We start from the raw sequence: 16314 nt of genomic DNA, 5'->3' as shown, positions 1-16314 counted from the left end.
CTTCAAATTCCGTATGCGCCACTTTAACAACGCCTCATTTCTACAGATTGATCGCTTTTCTAGTTTTGAAATCAACTTCCGGATAATACATATCCGCTACTAACAGGTTAGGTCCGCAACAACCTGCTGCATCGCAGTAACAATTCACCTTCTGGTTCAGCGGATGCTTCGTCTGCCAATCGATAAATATATCATCCAGTTTTTGGTTGTCTATGTTCCCAAAGGCTGCGATATCAGCGAAATCTGTAACGAAAACATCTCCAGTAAACATATTTACGTTCACACGATTCCGACCATCCGGATCGTTACGAAGCGTAACATTCTTCTCTGCACGCATTCTACTTAGCAATTTCTGATCTTCTTCAAGGAAGCTGCAAGCAAAAAACGGAAGCGTGCCGAACAACATCCATACCTCTGGATCACGCTGGTCCAGTAACGAATGGATCGCTGTCCGCATTTCATTTAAAGATAACACTGGCAAAGCGGAAGCAAAGCTCGAATTGTACATCGGATGAACTTCATGGCGTTTTGCTCCCATGTCGAGAATCAGCTTATGAATTTCAGGCAGCTTAGTGTGGGTACGGTAATTAATCATAGTTTCCGCAGAAATTAACATACCATCCTCACTTAGTTGGCGAGAGTTCTCAATCATTGTATTATATAGCCGGTAAGCGGCTTCCTTGGCAACCGCATGACCACTGTTCGCAAAACCGACTTCATGAAAATCGTCACCGTTCACATAATTAAATGAAATATGCATAACGTCCAGATATGGAAGCAGCTTCTCATAACGGGAATACGGCATAGTCAGATTAGAATTAATTTGTGATCTGATTCCCCGCTCTTTGGCGTATTTCAACAATGGCACAATGATATTATCCACCGTTCCGGCGCGGAACATGGGCTCTCCACCCGTAATACTAATAGTTTCTAGATGCTCAACTTCCTCTAAACGGTCTAGCATATTTTTAAGCGGTAGCATATCTCCTTCTTTGGAGGTTAGACTATCACCAACAGCACAGTGCTCACACCGCATATTGCATAAATTGGTTACAGTGAATTCCACACTCGTTAGCACATGGCGGCCATGCTTACGTAGAGAAGTGATTGGATCCCATGGATCGTAACTTGGCGACAGCTCCCTCGTTGAAGATGTTAATGGTCTTAAAACATTCATTTGCACTAGCTCCTTTAAATCTTATTCCTATTATTAACCCAAAATCATGAAGAAAGAACGATGACTTACCCTATATCATACCACGTTAGTCAAAAAAACTGCACTTATGATGTCTTTCTGGCCTTCTATACTTGCGCTACATTTCAAAAAAAAAAAGCAGCGAGACGAAAAATAGGCTTCCGACATATCTTCGGATAAGCCTAATCTTCTCTCCACGCTGCTATAAATAATCAATTTGGCGTTTCCGGAGAACCGCCTTGTTCTGCGACGTCAATAATAACAACGGAGAGGGCCTTACTAAGATCTCGTTCAAACGGTACGACTTCCTCTCCTTCAGGACCCGTAAGCACACGTACGGTGGGTCTGTGAGGCGTACTTGGATCTATTTTGACCACAACCCCGCTCTCCCCCGTACTGAGCTTCACCGTAAGCCCCAGCGGATAGATAGCTACGCGATCTCTAAACAATTCTAAATGCTTCTGCTCATATAAAGTACCGGAACCAACATAGAGGGCCTCAACGGCTTGATGTGGCAGCATAGCCTTTTTGTAGACTCTATTGGAGGTCATGGCATCATAGGAGTCCGCTACACCCAGCCACTTGGCATATTCATGGATTTGGGGTCCTGTTAATCCGCGAGGATATCCGGAACCGTCAATGCGTTCATGATGCTGCAAGGCACAATGTGCTGCGAGCAGCGGGATATTCGGCTCCTCCTTTAGAATCTGAAACCCAATCTCGGTATGAACCTGCATGTGGCGGAATTCTTCATCACTGAGCCTGCCGGGTTTCTGTACGATTTTTATCGGGATTTGTGTCTTTCCAATATCATGCAGCAGCGCGCCTAGCCCAATCACTCGAAGTTCCTCTTTACTATACCCGTGAGCAATACCAAGCACTAAAGTGTACAAGCAGACATTCAGGGAATGGACATATAAATAGTTATCAGCAGTGTGCATATCCATCAGCATGATCATCGGATCTTCTTGTAAAGACATATCGTCTAAAATGTTATCCATGATCTTAGAAAATTTTTTGTCCAGATGATACAGACCCTTGGTAATTCCTGAAGCCCCAGACATTTGCTGAAATTGATTACGAATCACCTTTAGGGCCTGATTGCGCGTCTCATCCTGTAGAATACCAGTAATCACAATATCGTCCGTGACAGAATCCTCTATGTAGATATAGCCGATATCAATTCTTGCAAGACGCTTGATCAATGCATCCGTAAGCTCTACCCCGTCCGCGAGTAGAGTTAGACCTTCATCATTATATATTTTTTTACCTAATTTCATGCCTGCTTGAAGCTGATTCACGGATACTAAACGCACTAAACTCACTCCTGCCTTTAACGGTAAAATGCTATTCTGTATTGAAATCCTTGGGTCACACGCTTTGTCTATACCGTTTCTATGGAAATTCAGACAGGTGTACCTTAAAGAAAATCAGATGTGTCTAGGTCTATGCCAACGGGCATTAACGCATAATAAACAACCAGAATACAGCAGCAAGAATAAATCGATAAATCGCGAAATGCGTTAATCGAATCTTTTGAATCCATTTCATAAACAAAATGACCACTAAATATGCCACTACAAAAGAAATCAGAAAACCAATTACAAAATAACCAATCGTCTCACTTGTGAAGTTTTTATACGAATCCAGCAGTTCATATCCGGAAGCCGCACACATAATAGGAATGGCTATGAGGAAGGAAAAATCCGCAGAAGCCTTGTAGCTGACCCCGCTTAACATCCCCCCGGAAATAGTAGACCCGGAACGGGAGAAGCCCGGCCAAAGTACCGAAATAATCTGATACAATCCAATCGCGAGCGCCTGTCCGTAAGACAAATCATCCAGTTCGTGAGCAGTAATTCGTATTTTGCGTCTGTTCACCCATTCTGCAACAATCATTAGAATCCCTCCGGCCACAAGTGCCCAGAGTACAGTCGAAGCTCCAAAAAGACTTTTGATAAAATCGCGGGCAAAAAATGCCACAGCAAGTGCTGGGGCAATCCCGAGAATCACATGAATTAAGTTCAGACGGGATGCCGGCATAACGCCACCTCTACCTGAACTACTACGTCCAATCCCTAGCAAATTGAGTACTCGTTTGCGGTAAACAAGTGCAATCGCCAAAATCGCCCCTAGTTGAATTACAATTTCATAAGTCTTCATAATCGAATCTTGCTCCGCGAAGCCTAATAGCTTCGTGGTCAAGATCATGTGTCCGGTCGAAGATACAGGAATAAATTCAGTGATCCCTTCGACAATTGCTAAAATAATAGCTGTAATCGTGTCCATAATGTCCTCCTATTTTTGGGAATCTAGCACTGTTAAATGGAGTCTATAAGTGTAGATTATGAGCTGTCGGCCTTATTCAGACTTAGCCTCCCAGCGAGTGAGCATGCATTCATCGAGGCTGTTTGGACGCTGTAACTCCATCCGCAAGAGATCGCGCAAAAAATGTGGCAATAGAAACAAAGCATCCTTCCCATTCGCGATCGTCTCATAGCCGGCCCTGAAAGTAAACATGTCCAGCGTACCAACATTATACTCTCTTTCATCCTCCAGTGGGTTTCCTTCGACAAAAACTGCAACACTCTTATCATACGGTATCATTAGTGGGTCGTACAAGATTTTTAATCCATCTACTGCCAAGCTGCCCAGATGATTCCCGCGGAAACCATACCCGTAAATGACCTTACTATAAAACTCCTCTGTAAGGCTCTGTTCCAAAGCTGTGCGAATATCTATACCCTTCAGCTTAATGATGCAAGTATTGATGGGAGAAGGACAAAGTGCGTGCAGCATCCCTGTCGTAACCTCGCCTTCCGGCAATGGTCCTAGCAGCTGACCCGTGTTAACTAATGACATACTAGTTCCTGTAAATCTACGGACTGCTTGTGCCAAAAGATTGCCAAAGGGGGACTCTCCCCGCAAGTTCAAAGGAAGCTCACGGTCAGTAATCGCAGCGATCGTCTGAAGAGATTCTTGGCCATGCTTCAAATGAATAGCGACTGCAGGACCTATAACCTCCTCCTTCAGAAGGGGGTCAATAGGAATACATTCACCCGTCACTAAGCTAAAATCAGACTGAGGATCTAGTCGCTCAAATTGAAGACGCCCGAGATACCGACCGAATTTACCAGCACCGCATACGGCAGTACCATTAATCATAAGAGGCTCTTCTAACAGATGGTGCGTATGTCCACCAAGAATGGCATGTACGCCCTCTAACCGTTCTGCCAGAATTTTATCCGTAGGAAGTCCAAGATGAGATAGAACGATTAAAATATCCACCTGTGGCGCTAAAAGTAGGCATTGTTCCCGGAGTGCAGTCTCAGGATCTAAAGCATCCCAGCCCAAAAGGGAATAGAACGAAGTAAATGCCGCTGTTGCTCCGGTCACTCCAATTCTAATTCCATCCTTCTCCAAGACCGCATGACGCTTCATCCAGCTTGGCGGCTCTCCTGTCGAAGACTCTACAAAATTACAGCATACTACCGGGCACTGTAACCCGGAAAAAATAGATGACAACATCTCCTGAGAGAACGTGAGCCCCTCATTATTGCCAATGGTTACAGCATCATATCCTGTTAAATTTAATACATCGATGTTAGCCTGACCCATAGTGCCTTCTGTCTCAACAGCTGCACGATCCATATGATCACCAATATCCAGCAGCAGTACAGGCTCTTCTCCCGCTGCAGCCCTTTGTGCGGCGATTTCCGCTGCCACCGGACTTACCATTTCAAAATGGCTATGTATATCATTGGTATGAAGTATGGTCAGTCTTTGTGGCACATGCCCCATAAGCAACATTCCTCCTACCCTTGAGCTGCTCTTTAATGAAGCAGTCGGTGCGTGATCTTATAGAGCCTAGCATAACATTTTCAGACACATTATGGTATATTGAAGACATCAGATCATACATCAGAGGAGAATAAAAATGCATATTACTATCCGACTATTCGCGGGTCTGGCTGAGACAATCGGCTCTTCTTCTCTGTCCTTCCAAGCGACTGAGATTCCCTTAACAGCTGGCAAGCTGAAGGAGCTTTTATCTGCCTCTTATCCGAATGCAGCATCCCAAATTGGGGCTTCTTTAATTGCCATTGACCGGGAATATGCTCCTGATGATTCTATCATCACAGCGTCTTCCGAAGTCGCACTTATTCCTCCAGTTTCCGGGGGAGAGAATGGCACTATATATGAAACTACTACTGATGGTCTCTATAGCATAACGGACCAGCCTTTAAATGCAGAGAAGCTTCTAGATGCCGTTCTTGACGTCAATCACGGAGCATCCTTATTATTTATCGGCACTACACGTGAAATGACCGGAGAACAACGTACAACCGCACTTCATTATGATGCCTATATTCCTATGGCCTTAAGTAAACTAGAGGAGATTGGTAAAGAAGTGAAGAACCGCTGGAACGCAAACTGCGCCATATCTCACCGCATTGGGCTTGTAGGTTTAAAGGAAGCAAGTGTTATCATTGCCGTCTCCACACCCCATCGCGATACCTGCTACGAAGCCAGTCGCTTTGCCATTGAACGATTGAAACAGACGGTTCCCGTTTGGAAAAAAGACATTAATGAATCGGGCCAACATTGGGTGAACTCTGATCAAAAAGCTAGCGATACAATCCACAAATAATCTTTTCTCCTTTTTGATTGAAAAATCTGAACTTTGTTGATATTCTGGATAAAATCGGATAAAAGGTGGCATAGGCATTGAGAGTACACGTCTCGGATCTAAAACCTGGTAATCACCTTAACGCGGACGCATATAGTTCTAGGGGTTTACATGTACTACCAAAAGGATCACTGCTCCAAATAAATGATATCGCCAAGCTGATGCAGCTTGGAGTTGATTATGTTGATATCGAGACGTTAGAGGAAGAGGTATCACCCCTCAGCAGACCTTCAATTATTCAGACGGTGACCACTAGTTTTGATACCATGATTGACGGCTTCGAGTCTCTTTATATGGAAGCGTTATTAAAAGGAAGCTTCAACCAATCCGTGGTAAACGACATTCTTCAGCCTTCGCTTCAAACTTTGGACAAGCATAAAGATGTAGTGTCCCTCCTGCTTTTGCTAGATCGGGAAGATAACTATACCTATAATCACTCCCTTCAGGTAGGCATGCTCTCTTATTATATTGCGATATGGCTTGGTTATTCCAAACAAGAATGCTATGAAATTGGTCGTGCAGGCTATTTGATTGATATTGGAAAATGCCGAATTTCACCCTCTCTCTTGAATAAACCAGGGAAGCTAACGCCAGATGAGTTCGAGGAAATCAAACTACATACTAAGTACGGCTACGAAATTATACGTAATTCCATGGACGATTCTTACACAGCTTTGGCTGCGCTCCAACATCATGAGCGTGAGGACGGCTCTGGCTATCCGAGCGGTCTAACCAAATCTGATATTCATCCTTATGCACAAATTGCAGCTGTAGCTGACATTTATAGTGCGATGACTTCTAAACGAGTCTATCAGTCGAAGCAAGAGCTTATTTCCGTCCTGCGTGAAATAAACAATCTAAGTTTCGGTAAACTGAACGCTAAAACCGTTCAAGCCTTTATCCAGCATTTAATGCCCAACTTCATCGGCAAGCGTGTGTTGCTGAACACAGGTGATATTGGCGTAATTATTATGAACAATCTGGTCGATATTTTCCGACCACTGGTAAAGGTTGACGGAATGTTCGTGGACCTTTCCCGCGAACGGAACGTTGCCATTGTAGAAATTTACATGGACTAAGGCATTTCGATCCCTCCCAAACCCTCCCTTCCAAGGGAGGGCCCCAAGGGCTCCGCCCTCTGGACACCCGGAAGTTTGATGTATACTTGTGGCGATGGTGGATAGAAGGAACGCCTTGTGTAACCTCACCTTGAGGCTCCTGCTTTGCTGGCGCAAAGATCGAGGCCTCAAAGCTATCTTTCGAAATCCATGATCCCCCGTTTTCTTTCGGGGGATTTTTTCTGTTGTATTATGTGCAACAGAATTCTTGTACGTAGAGCTGGATTGTAGTTCTGTTGTATTTTATGCAATCAAAAATAAAGAAAACGTCTTTTATAAGCACATTTTCCTAATACTGTTGCACAAAGTGCAGTAGATGCTATTTTATGAGTGGATTCGGAGCTTTCTATTGTAAATACTGCAATAGAAAGCTCCGAATCCAGGTTCCTTATTCCTTACCTTCTTTAATCTGTACCTACCTAAATTCTTCCTTCCTACAAATCCCCAACAGATCCTCCCATTGCCCATAATCCTTAGTCAGTTGTACCCCTCCTATCATTAATCTCTTGATGATTGAATTACACTTTTCTTGGCGAGACTAATATGTGGTTTAAATATTTCTAGGAGGTAAAAAGTATGCTTCCAGTCCATGAACGTCTTGCCGAGCTATTCACTCTAAGTCGTCTACGCCAGCTTACAGCCTCCGAAGAAACGGAACAACAGCAATGCCTTCAGGTGAATGCCACTTACTGTTGGGAGATGGCACGACTACAGAATGAAATACTGTTAGCGGAACAAACAACGGATACACAGTGGCATCAGGATATTTGTGCCCAAATGTTTGAGCTACGTATAACGGGTAGATTGCCTAAACGTCCGAAATAATTGGACGTACGATATAAAACAGCCCACTCCTCATTTGCTTTCGCAATTGGAATGGGCTGTTGTTCTTTGCTATAGAAAGCGGAACTGCGCTTCTATTAATCCGTTATACACACCATCACGTGATGTCAGTTCTCGATGGGTTCCTTCTTCTTTAATCTCACCATGGTCCAGAACGACTATTTTATCCGCATGGCGAATGGTAGATAGTCTATGAGCGACGATAAAGGAGGTCCGGCCCTGAAGTAAGATTTTGAGTGCCTCTTGAATCTTCAGCTCCGTCTCTGTATCAATACTTGCCGTAGCTTCATCAAGGATCAAAATCCGTGGATTCGCCAATAGTGCACGGGCAAAGGAGAGCAGCTGACGCTGTCCCATGGACAAGGCACTACCACGCTCTTCTACCTCTGTCTCATACCCTCCAGGAAGCTTCATAATAAAGTCATGGGCATCTACTGCTTTCGCGGCATTTTCCACTTCTTCATCGGTAGCATCCAGTCGACCAAATCGGATATTATCGCGAATCGTTCCTGAGAAAATGAAGGTGTCCTGCAGCACGATTCCGATCTGCCTTCTCAGACTATCTAGAGTAACTTCACGGATATCTTCACCGTCAATCGTAATTCTTCCGCTCTTAATATCATAGAACCGGCCAATCAGGTTAATAATCGTACTTTTCCCCGAGCCAGTATGACCCACCAGCGCGATCGATTGCCCAGCTTTTACATCCAGATCGATGCCTTTTAAAGCCGCCCGACCTTTTTCATATTCAAAAACAACCTTATTAAAGTTAATATCTCCACGAATCGTTCCTAGTGGTTTAGCCCCTGGATTATCTTGAACCGAAGGCTGCTCATCCAAATATTCAAAGATCCGTTCTGAGGAGGCCATCGCTACCAGCAGCTGGTTATACATCTGCCCCAGACGGTTGATCGGGTCCCAGAAGTTGCTAACATAAGAACTGAACGCTACCAGCAAACCGACAGTAAGCTCGCCAGATTGGATGAGATACGCCCCTAACCAAAAGAGGATCATCGTTCCAAAACCACCAGTGATCTCGATCATCGGCCCGAAAGCTTGGTTCATCGCAGATGCTTTATTCCAGGACTTTTTGCTATCTGTATTCATAAAATCGAAATAATTCATGTTTTCACGTTCTTGTGTATAGGCCTGTGTGACTCTGATCCCCTGAATCGATTCGTTCAAGTGAGAATTAATTCTAGAGTTCTTCATCCGCACATCCTGCCAAGCGATCCGAATCTTCTGACGCAGCTTAGTAGAAATAAAGAACATGATCGGAACCGTAACCATTACTGCAAGACCAAGTTTCCAGTTGATCAATAACAGAATAATGGTAATCCCCAAAAGCTGTACACAGTCAATCATCAGATTGACTACCCCGTTCGTGAACAAATCCTGCAATGAGTTGATATCATTCGTCACACGTACTAATACCGAACCTGCTGGGCGTTTATCGAAGAAGTTAAAAGAGAGCTTCTGAATATGCTTGAACAAGTCAGAACGCAAGTCATAAATGACTCTTTGTCCAATGATGTTCGTGTACTTAATCCGGTACACACCTGCAATCCATTGAATGAGATATAAGACAATGACACCTGCGGTAAGCGAATAAAGAAGTGTTAAGCTTGGATTCCCAACCTTAGGCGCTATAGCACGGTCGATAGCTAAACTTGTCAAGAAAGGAACGGTCAGCTTCGTAATGGTTCCCAGAATCATCATGATAGAAACCAGTGGAAGCATCTGTTTGGCGTAAGGCTTCATATAGCTGAATAATCTGGTGAACTGCTTCCAGTCAAACGCTTTGTCGATCACATCATCATCTTTGTACACGAAACGTTCGTCAAGTGTCTTCTGCTCGGCTGCTTTACGCTTTGCTCCCGAAGCGGTGTTCTGTTTGGCTTCAAGTTTCATATGCCTCACTCCTCCCCTCTTCCGGTAGCTCTGGCCAGAAAGTCAGCATATTGTATCCGGTATACATCTTGGTATGGACCCGGAACTTCAATTAGCTCCTGATGAGTACCACGCTGCTGAACATGACCTTCGTTCATAACAATGATCTGATCCGCATGTCGCAAGGAGGATATCCGATGGGCAATTATAAGTGTTGTACGCCCATTCATGACCTCCTGGAATCCCGCTTGAATCTCATGTTCCGTTTCCATATCGACCGCACTGGTCGCATCGTCGAGGATGAGGATACGCGGATTCTTAAGCAGGGCTCTTGCGATCGCAATCCGCTGCTTTTGTCCGCCAGAGAGACCCATCCCGCGTTCACCCACTACAGTGTCATAGCCGTCTGCCATCTCCATAATGAAATCATGCGCCTTTGCCAGCTGTGCAGCACGGATAATCTCCTCCATGCTTACATTTTTCAAGCCATATGAAATATTGTTGCGGATGGATGAGGAGAACAGGAATGTTTCCTGAAATACGGTGGCAATCTGTGACCGCAGGCTGCGCACACTGTATTCTCTAATATCAATGCCATCCAGCGTAATACTCCCTTCATTGACATCATAAGCACGCATCATCAGTTGAGTAATAGTGGATTTACCTGAACCTGTGCCTCCAAGAAATCCGATAATTTCACCTGATTTAGCTTCAAAATGGATGTCAGTAACAGCAGGCATTTTGTTCCCGTACGCAAAGGTGACATGATTAAAGGCAACGTCCCCCTTAACCTCGGAAGGTACCAGTTCACGGGCATCCTCTTTATCCTTAACATCAATTTTTTGATTAAGTACTTCAAGTACACGTTCTCCCGAAGCTTTGGACTGTGTATAGTTATTAATATGAAAGCCTAGACCCCATACCGGTCCAATGATGTACCAAATCAAACTGAAGAAGGCAACCAATTCACCTAGTGACATTTTCCCGTTAATAACGAGTGTACCACCTACGCCTAACAGGATAGCTATACTTACCGATGCTAAAAGCTCCATGACAGGAAAAAACTTACTCCAGAGCTCAGCGGCAAAAATCTGATTATTCTTATAACGTTCATTACGGTGTGAGAATTTTTCAACTTCGTGAGCCTCTCTAGCAAACGATTTGACAGTTCGCACACCCGTGATATTCTCCTGTACAGCCGTTGTCAGAGAACTCAGCGCAAGGCGCATCTCTTGGAAGGCCGGATGAATCTTGGACTCAAATCTTAAAGCTACTGCTGCCAGAAATGGCATAGTAATCAAAGTAACCAAGGTTAGCTGCCAATTAATGGTGAACATCATGATCGAACCAAAGAGCACCATAAAAAACACATTTAGCAACTGAGCAAAACCAAAACCGATAAAGTTCCGAATCGCTTCCAAATCCCCGGTCAGCCGGGACATCAGATCTCCTGTTTTCGCGGTATCATAATAACGGAAAGATAGAAATTGTAATTTCTCATAACAAGCGTTACGTAGCCGATATGCTAGAAAATTACCTAACCGCCCTCCAAAAAAACCATGTGCAAATTGCAGGCATGCTTTTACGATTACTACAGCTAACACACTGAGAGCCAACACGGGCACCTCTTTAAACTTAAGTGGAACAATTACTTCATCGATCAGCTTCCTTAACAAATTGGGGGTAATTAGCCCCACTGCAGTTGCGGCGGCCAAGCATACGATCGAAAGAATCAAATAATGCAGCTTCTCTCGGTAATAGCCTCGCAGTTGCCTGAGAACATCCATATCTCTCCTCCTAGTAAAGCAATTTTTGAATTAAAACTAACATCATAAGCTTGTTTTTTAGCGCTTACAATTTTAGTGACTTTAAGCAGTGTATCATCCCTAATTTAAAGCGGCAAAGGGTAGAATTGAGCGTTTATCCTGTTATTTCGGAAAAAAGCCCCGTATATAGGTGATAAACGACCATCATTGTCTTAAAATACTCGATTTTCCTCCTTAATGCTGTTGAATTAAGAAACATCATGATCCTTGAAGTGATTGGCCACTAAAAAGAAGGCCTTTATCAGGTCATTTACGTAATTATTGGAAATTTTCCTCAGATCAGGAGAATTATCATCGATTTCCAAATGAAAATCCATTGTCCAAGTTGTTCGGTTTAAGCCAAAAAAGACCTACAAGAAGGACACTCTTTTTCAAAGTGTTTATCTTGTAGGTCTTACATCTATTCTATGGGAAAATAAAGATCCATGTAGACCGAACCGTCGATCTCTTGTACCTCTTCCAACCAGAAGCGTTCCTGATCACAAGAGGTTTTGTAACCTCTGCTGTTTACCCATCCTCCAAGCTTTTTCCATCCTAACGGAATACGCTCAAAAGGATCAACCATCGGCTCTGTAATCCGCAGGATTGCATATTTGCAGTCCTCAACATGTTTATATTCAAGCCCCGATTCCAGGAGAGAAGGCTCTTCCTCTACAACTACCCAATATTCGTAGCCCCTTAGCCCTTTCTCTTGATCCTCATCGCTAACAGGAACATCAAAACCAAATTGTCTAGCATCGGTCCTAATCCCAGCCCTCTTAGCCCATTCAGTGACAAAGCTAATTACCTCATCCTCAGGATTATCACTGACCCTTACCCCACTCACTACCTTCATCGCGCCCAAGCTGCCTATTGTGACTTCACTTAAATAGTCCACTTTAATTCCTCCGCGTAATTGGTTTATTTGATCATTTAGCAACGGTTTAGACGGCAAGGCATATCTCACATTTCTGCAGCAACTGGGTAGTTGACCGAACTCCTGCTGAAAAGCTCTACTAAATGACCTTTCTGAGCTATAGCCATAGTCCAGCGCAATGTCCAGAATTCTTCTGCCGTTTATGACATCAACCATCGCATAACCCAACCGTCTCCTACGGACATATTCCATTAGGGTGACATCAAGGTGGATTCCAAAAATCCGGTGAAAATGAAATTTTGAGAACCCTGACCGTAACGCACATTCCTCAATGGAAATGGGTCCTTTTAGATTTTCCTCGATGTAATCAATAGTTTTCTGCAAACATTCTATATAACCCAAATGCTTCACTTCCTCGTTGCAACGATTAACTTTATTATAAGCTTTGCTTCCATTCAGAATAGGACATTTCTTGCTGTTTCTAAGAACACTATCTAAAAATCGTACTCACAGAAAAAAAGAATCTGCTATAGCTAACGATTGCAGAAATCTCTTCATTCATTAATAGACCAATATTCCTTATTTCGGATGCTGTGACCTTCAAAAAAATGAACTGTGTCTTATTTATTTCGCCTTTTTGCTTAATACAATTACAACCTTTCAAATCCGTCCAGCCATACGCCGAGCTGGTTATTGATTTTATATTACACACATGTTATATTACATGCGTGTAATATTGAGAATGGGAGGTTCCTCTATGCTACTTTCGAATGTCGAATTCATGCTGCTGCAAATGATCGCGGAATGCCGCCAAGCTTCCGGCTACGATATCAAGAAGCTAGTCGATCTGCGTGGCTATCGGGATTGGGCGAATATCGGCACGACTTCGATCTACTTAGGACTGAAGAAGCTTAAAGATAAAGGATGGGTTACATCCGAGGAATCCGAAGGAAAATCAGGCAAGGGACCTTTGCCACACCGGTTCTCCCTCACCGAAGCCGGTATGATCGCGCTAAGAAACGAAATCTTGGACAGCCTTTCATCTGCGCGGGAGCGCGACATCCGCTTCGATCTCGGCCTTGCCGCTTTACCTTATATTAGGAAAGAAGAGGCCGTGGAAGCTTTGCGGAAACGGTTGGATTTTCTTCACAAGGCTTCAATAAAAATAAATCAAAAATACGAATCGCAAGGCGGAGTTCAATTGCCGCTGAACGTAAGAGCACTGTTCTTGCATCCTATAAGCCTCATCAAGAGCGAAAGAGCGTTCGTTGCCAGTCTAATTAATGAATTATTGGAGGAGACAGGTGAATAAGGCCAAAATCATTGAAAGATTCGTTCCTTACCAAGGCGAACATTGCGAAACGACCGCCATGGGCAATCTGCTGCAATTTGCGGGAGTTCACTTGTCGGAGCCGCTGCTGTTCGGGCTCGGACAAGGCCTCGGATTTATTTACTGGGATTCGAAAGGAATGGACTTTCCGTTCATCGGAGGAAGGGTGAAACCGGATGAATTGACAGCCAACCTCGCCGCCCAGCTGGGTTTAATCGTCAACATACAAGAAACATCGTCCGTCGACAAGGCATGGCAGAACGTACGGAGTTACATCGATCGCGGAATTCCGGTCGGACTAAAGTTGGATTCATATTACTTAGACTATTTCACGAGCAAAGTGCACTTTGCCGGTCACTATGCGGTTCTTTACGGCATGGATGATGCCAACGCCTACATGGCGGACACCGGACAACAGGGCGGACTGTTGAAGACGAGTTTAACAAGCTTGGCCGCGGCCAGAAATGCAAAAGGGCCCATGAGTTCCCGTAATCGTTCTTTCACACTCGAGCCATTTGATACCTTCCCGCCTCTCGTTCAAGCTATACGCGTATCCTTGGCCAAAAATGCACATGACTATTTGAACCCGCCCATTCGCAATATCGGGAATAAAGGCATTGTAAAAATGAGCGATGAAATCTTGAAGTGGCCTTCCCGCAGCAACAATGTTGAACATGATTTATGCCTGACCGCATTGCTAATGGAACGTGGTGGAACCGGCGGTGCATTGTTTCGGATTCTGTATCGGGATTTCCTGAAAGAATGCGCAGATCAGTTGGCAGACCCGAAAATCGAGCAAGCCTATCGCTTGTTTGCGGAAATCGCTCCAATGTGGGCCAACGTCTCTGCTTCGATCGACCATGCCGGAAAAACGGGCAGCCTCCAGGAGCTGCAGCAGGCGTCCAAACTGTTGCTCGAGATTGCGGATAAAGAACGCGCAGCGATGGAGCTATTATTGTGAATGTAAGCAGTTACGGTGTTTAAAAACCCCAAAGAGGAATTCTTGTTCACAATCAATACAAAGGCATCATTGTGTATATGAACACAGTTCCAGTCAGAAAATATTTCACGAAAACAAAAAATACCCCGTCAACCAATAACTATGGTGACGGGGTATTTCTTATTCACTTATCATGCAGTAAACATCAGCAACAGAAATTAACCGATAGAACCTTCCATTTCGAACTTGATGAGACGGTTCATTTCGACCGCATATTCCATCGGCAGTTCTTTGGTGAACGGCTCGATGAAGCCCATAACGATCATTTGAGTTGCCTCAGCTTCTGTTAGGCCGCGGCTCATTAGATAGAACAGCTGCTCCTCAGAAACTTTGGATACCGTTGCTTCGTGCTCAAGCACGATGTTATCGTTCATGATTTCATTGTAAGGAATCGTATCCGAAGTGGATTCGTTATCCAAAATGAGCGTATCACATTTGATGTTCGATTTCGCACCTTCTGCCTGACGGCCAAAGGAAGCAAGACCACGATAAGTTACTTTACCACCGTGCTTACTGATCGATTTCGATACAATAGTGGATGTTGTGTCTGGAGCCAAATGGATCATCTTGGCACCAGCATCCTGATGCTGGCCTTTACCCGCTACCGCGATGGACAGTACTGAACCTTTAGCTCCACGGCCTTTAAGAACAACCGCAGGGTATTTCATAGTCAGCTTGGAACCGATGTTGCCATCGACCCATTCCATCGTAGCATTCTCTTCTGCAACCGCACGTTTAGTAACGAGGTTGTAAATGTTTGGAGCCCAGTTCTGAATCGTAGTATAACGAACGCGTGAGTTCTTCATACACAAGATTTCAACAACTGCACTGTGCAGAGAATTCGTGCTGTAGATTGGCGCTGTACAGCCTTCTACATAATGCACAAAGCTATCTTCGTCAGCGAGGATCAAGGTACGCTCAAATTGTCCCATGTTCTCAGAGTTAATACGGAAGTAAGCCTGCAAAGGAACTTCACATTTCACACCTTTAGGAACGTAGATGAAGCTTCCGCCTGACCAAACTGCACTGTTAAGTGCTGCAAATTTATTATCGGTTGGAGGGATGATCGTCCCGAAGAACTTCTTAAGAAGTTCTGGATGTTCACGCAGTGCAGTATCGGTATCTGTAAAAATAACCCCTTGATCTTCAAGGCTCTTCTGCATGCTGTGGTATACAACCTCAGATTCATATTGTGCCGATACGCCGGCGAGGAACTTCTGTTCCGCTTCAGGAATACCCAGCTTATCAAAGGTTTCCTTGATTTCGGAAGGAACTTCTTCCCAAGTCTTCCCTTGTTTCTCGGAAGGTCTTACATAATATTGAATATCCTCAAAATCTAAATCATCCATATTGCCGCCCCATGTAGGCATCGGCATTTTACGGAACTGTTCAAGGGATTTTAAGCGGAAATCAAGCATCCACTGTGGTTCATTTTTGATTGCTGAAATTTCTTTAACAATTTCGGCCGTCAAACCTTTACCAGACTGGAATATCGACTTATGCTCATCACGGAACCCGTATTGGTACTCTTCCATATCAGGCGCTTTCTTAGCCATGGTGTCAGCC

13 protein-coding genes are annotated in these 16314 nt (G+C 44.2%); 5 read left to right on the top strand and 8 right to left on the bottom strand.

The genetic code is table 11. The annotated features are described in order from the left end of the window. Nucleotides 1-40: 40 nt before the first annotated feature. The 4 genes from yfkAB to NYE25_RS29530 all read right to left on the bottom strand — a co-directional run bounded on the left by yfkAB (nt 41) and on the right by NYE25_RS29530 (nt 4996). The gene (gene yfkAB, locus NYE25_RS29545) at nt 41-1177 is read right to left on the bottom strand and encodes a radical SAM/CxCxxxxC motif protein YfkAB (RefSeq protein ID WP_341147530.1); all 1137 of its coding nucleotides are present in this window, start codon (nt 1175-1177) and stop codon (nt 41-43) included. 230 nt (nt 1178-1407) lie between these two features. Beyond that, nucleotides 1408-2511, bottom strand: a complete 1104-nt coding sequence (locus tag NYE25_RS29540; RefSeq protein ID WP_341049259.1) for an HD-GYP domain-containing protein — start codon at nt 2509-2511, stop codon at nt 1408-1410. Nucleotides 2512-2656: 145 nt separating this feature from the next. Next, a complete protein-coding gene (locus tag NYE25_RS29535; RefSeq protein WP_042186371.1) occupies nt 2657-3484 on the bottom strand; it encodes an undecaprenyl-diphosphate phosphatase in 828 nt (275 codons plus the stop codon). Between the two features lie 72 nt (nt 3485-3556). After that, nucleotides 3557-4996 (bottom strand): bifunctional metallophosphatase/5'-nucleotidase, encoded by a 1440-nt coding sequence (locus NYE25_RS29530; RefSeq protein WP_341147529.1) that lies wholly within the window; start codon nt 4994-4996, stop codon nt 3557-3559. 136 nt (nt 4997-5132) lie between these two features. Here NYE25_RS29530 and NYE25_RS29525 point away from each other — a divergent pair, with 136 nt between their 5' ends. From NYE25_RS29525 to NYE25_RS29515, 3 genes are all read left to right on the top strand, one after another. Beyond that, nucleotides 5133-5846 (top strand): molybdenum cofactor biosynthesis protein, encoded by a 714-nt coding sequence (locus NYE25_RS29525; protein ID WP_042186367.1) that lies wholly within the window; start codon nt 5133-5135, stop codon nt 5844-5846. A 77-nt stretch (nt 5847-5923) separates the two neighbouring features. Further along, entirely contained in the window at nt 5924-6964 is a 1041-nt protein-coding gene (locus NYE25_RS29520) for an HD-GYP domain-containing protein (protein WP_076284183.1), read from the top strand. Nucleotides 6965-7579: 615 nt separating this feature from the next. Further along, a complete protein-coding gene (locus NYE25_RS29515; protein WP_042186363.1) occupies nt 7580-7828 on the top strand; it encodes a DUF7667 family protein in 249 nt (82 codons plus the stop codon). Nucleotides 7829-7897: 69 nt separating this feature from the next. Here NYE25_RS29515 and NYE25_RS29510 read toward each other — a convergent pair whose 3' ends face one another. From NYE25_RS29510 to NYE25_RS29500, 3 genes are all read right to left on the bottom strand, one after another. Beyond that, nucleotides 7898-9757 carry an ABC transporter ATP-binding protein gene (locus NYE25_RS29510; protein ID WP_042186361.1) on the bottom strand — a complete coding sequence of 620 codons (1860 nt, stop codon included), beginning with the start codon at nt 9755-9757 and terminating at the stop codon, nt 7898-7900. 5 nt (nt 9758-9762) lie between these two features. Continuing rightward, nucleotides 9763-11523 carry an ABC transporter ATP-binding protein gene (locus NYE25_RS29505; protein WP_341061588.1) on the bottom strand — a complete coding sequence of 587 codons (1761 nt, stop codon included), beginning with the start codon at nt 11521-11523 and terminating at the stop codon, nt 9763-9765. A 439-nt stretch (nt 11524-11962) separates the two neighbouring features. Beyond that, the gene (locus tag NYE25_RS29500; RefSeq protein ID WP_341049264.1) at nt 11963-12820 is read right to left on the bottom strand and encodes a helix-turn-helix domain-containing protein; all 858 of its coding nucleotides are present in this window, start codon (nt 12818-12820) and stop codon (nt 11963-11965) included. A gap of 355 nt (nt 12821-13175) precedes the next feature. Between NYE25_RS29500 and NYE25_RS29495 the strand changes: the two genes are divergently transcribed. Beyond that, a complete protein-coding gene (locus NYE25_RS29495) occupies nt 13176-13730 on the top strand; it encodes a PadR family transcriptional regulator (protein WP_341049265.1) in 555 nt (184 codons plus the stop codon). Beyond that, on the top strand, nt 13723-14709 hold the full coding sequence (locus NYE25_RS29490; protein WP_341147528.1) for a BtrH N-terminal domain-containing protein: 987 nt from the start codon (nt 13723-13725) through the stop codon (nt 14707-14709). Before NYE25_RS29495 ends, NYE25_RS29490 begins: the two co-directional genes overlap by 8 nt. Nucleotides 14710-14906: 197 nt before the next feature. On the opposite strand, the gene sufB is transcribed toward NYE25_RS29490, so the two are convergent. Next, a complete protein-coding gene (gene sufB, locus NYE25_RS29485; RefSeq protein ID WP_042186357.1) occupies nt 14907-16304 on the bottom strand; it encodes a Fe-S cluster assembly protein SufB in 1398 nt (465 codons plus the stop codon). Nucleotides 16305-16314: the final 10 nt, after the last annotated feature.

This window comes from Paenibacillus sp. FSL E2-8871, from assembly GCF_038000345.1.
Lineage (GTDB): Bacteria > Bacillota > Bacilli > Paenibacillales > Paenibacillaceae > Paenibacillus_AQ.
This window is presented reverse-complemented; position numbering and strand designations above follow the sequence as displayed.

What these genes read in the sequence shown, in the direction of transcription:
- yfkAB (WP_341147530.1), bottom strand. Translation starts at nt 1,177, where the DNA reads ATGAATGTTTTAAGACCATTAACATCTTCAACGAGGGAGCTGTCGCCA.
- NYE25_RS29535 (WP_042186371.1), bottom strand. Translation starts at nt 3,484, where the DNA reads ATGGACACGATTACAGCTATTATTTTAGCAATTGTCGAAGGGATCACT.
- NYE25_RS29530 (WP_341147529.1), bottom strand. Translation starts at nt 4,996, where the DNA reads ATGGGGCATGTGCCACAAAGACTGACCATACTTCATACCAATGATATA.
- NYE25_RS29525 (WP_042186367.1), top strand. Translation starts at nt 5,133, where the DNA reads ATGCATATTACTATCCGACTATTCGCGGGTCTGGCTGAGACAATCGGC.
- NYE25_RS29515 (WP_042186363.1), top strand. Translation starts at nt 7,580, where the DNA reads ATGCTTCCAGTCCATGAACGTCTTGCCGAGCTATTCACTCTAAGTCGT.
- NYE25_RS29510 (WP_042186361.1), bottom strand. Translation starts at nt 9,757, where the DNA reads ATGAAACTTGAAGCCAAACAGAACACCGCTTCGGGAGCAAAGCGTAAA.
- NYE25_RS29505 (WP_341061588.1), bottom strand. Translation starts at nt 11,523, where the DNA reads ATGGATGTTCTCAGGCAACTGCGAGGCTATTACCGAGAGAAGCTGCAT.
- NYE25_RS29495 (WP_341049265.1), top strand. Translation starts at nt 13,176, where the DNA reads ATGCTACTTTCGAATGTCGAATTCATGCTGCTGCAAATGATCGCGGAA.
- sufB (WP_042186357.1), bottom strand. Translation starts at nt 16,304, where the DNA reads ATGGCTAAGAAAGCGCCTGATATGGAAGAGTACCAATACGGGTTCCGT.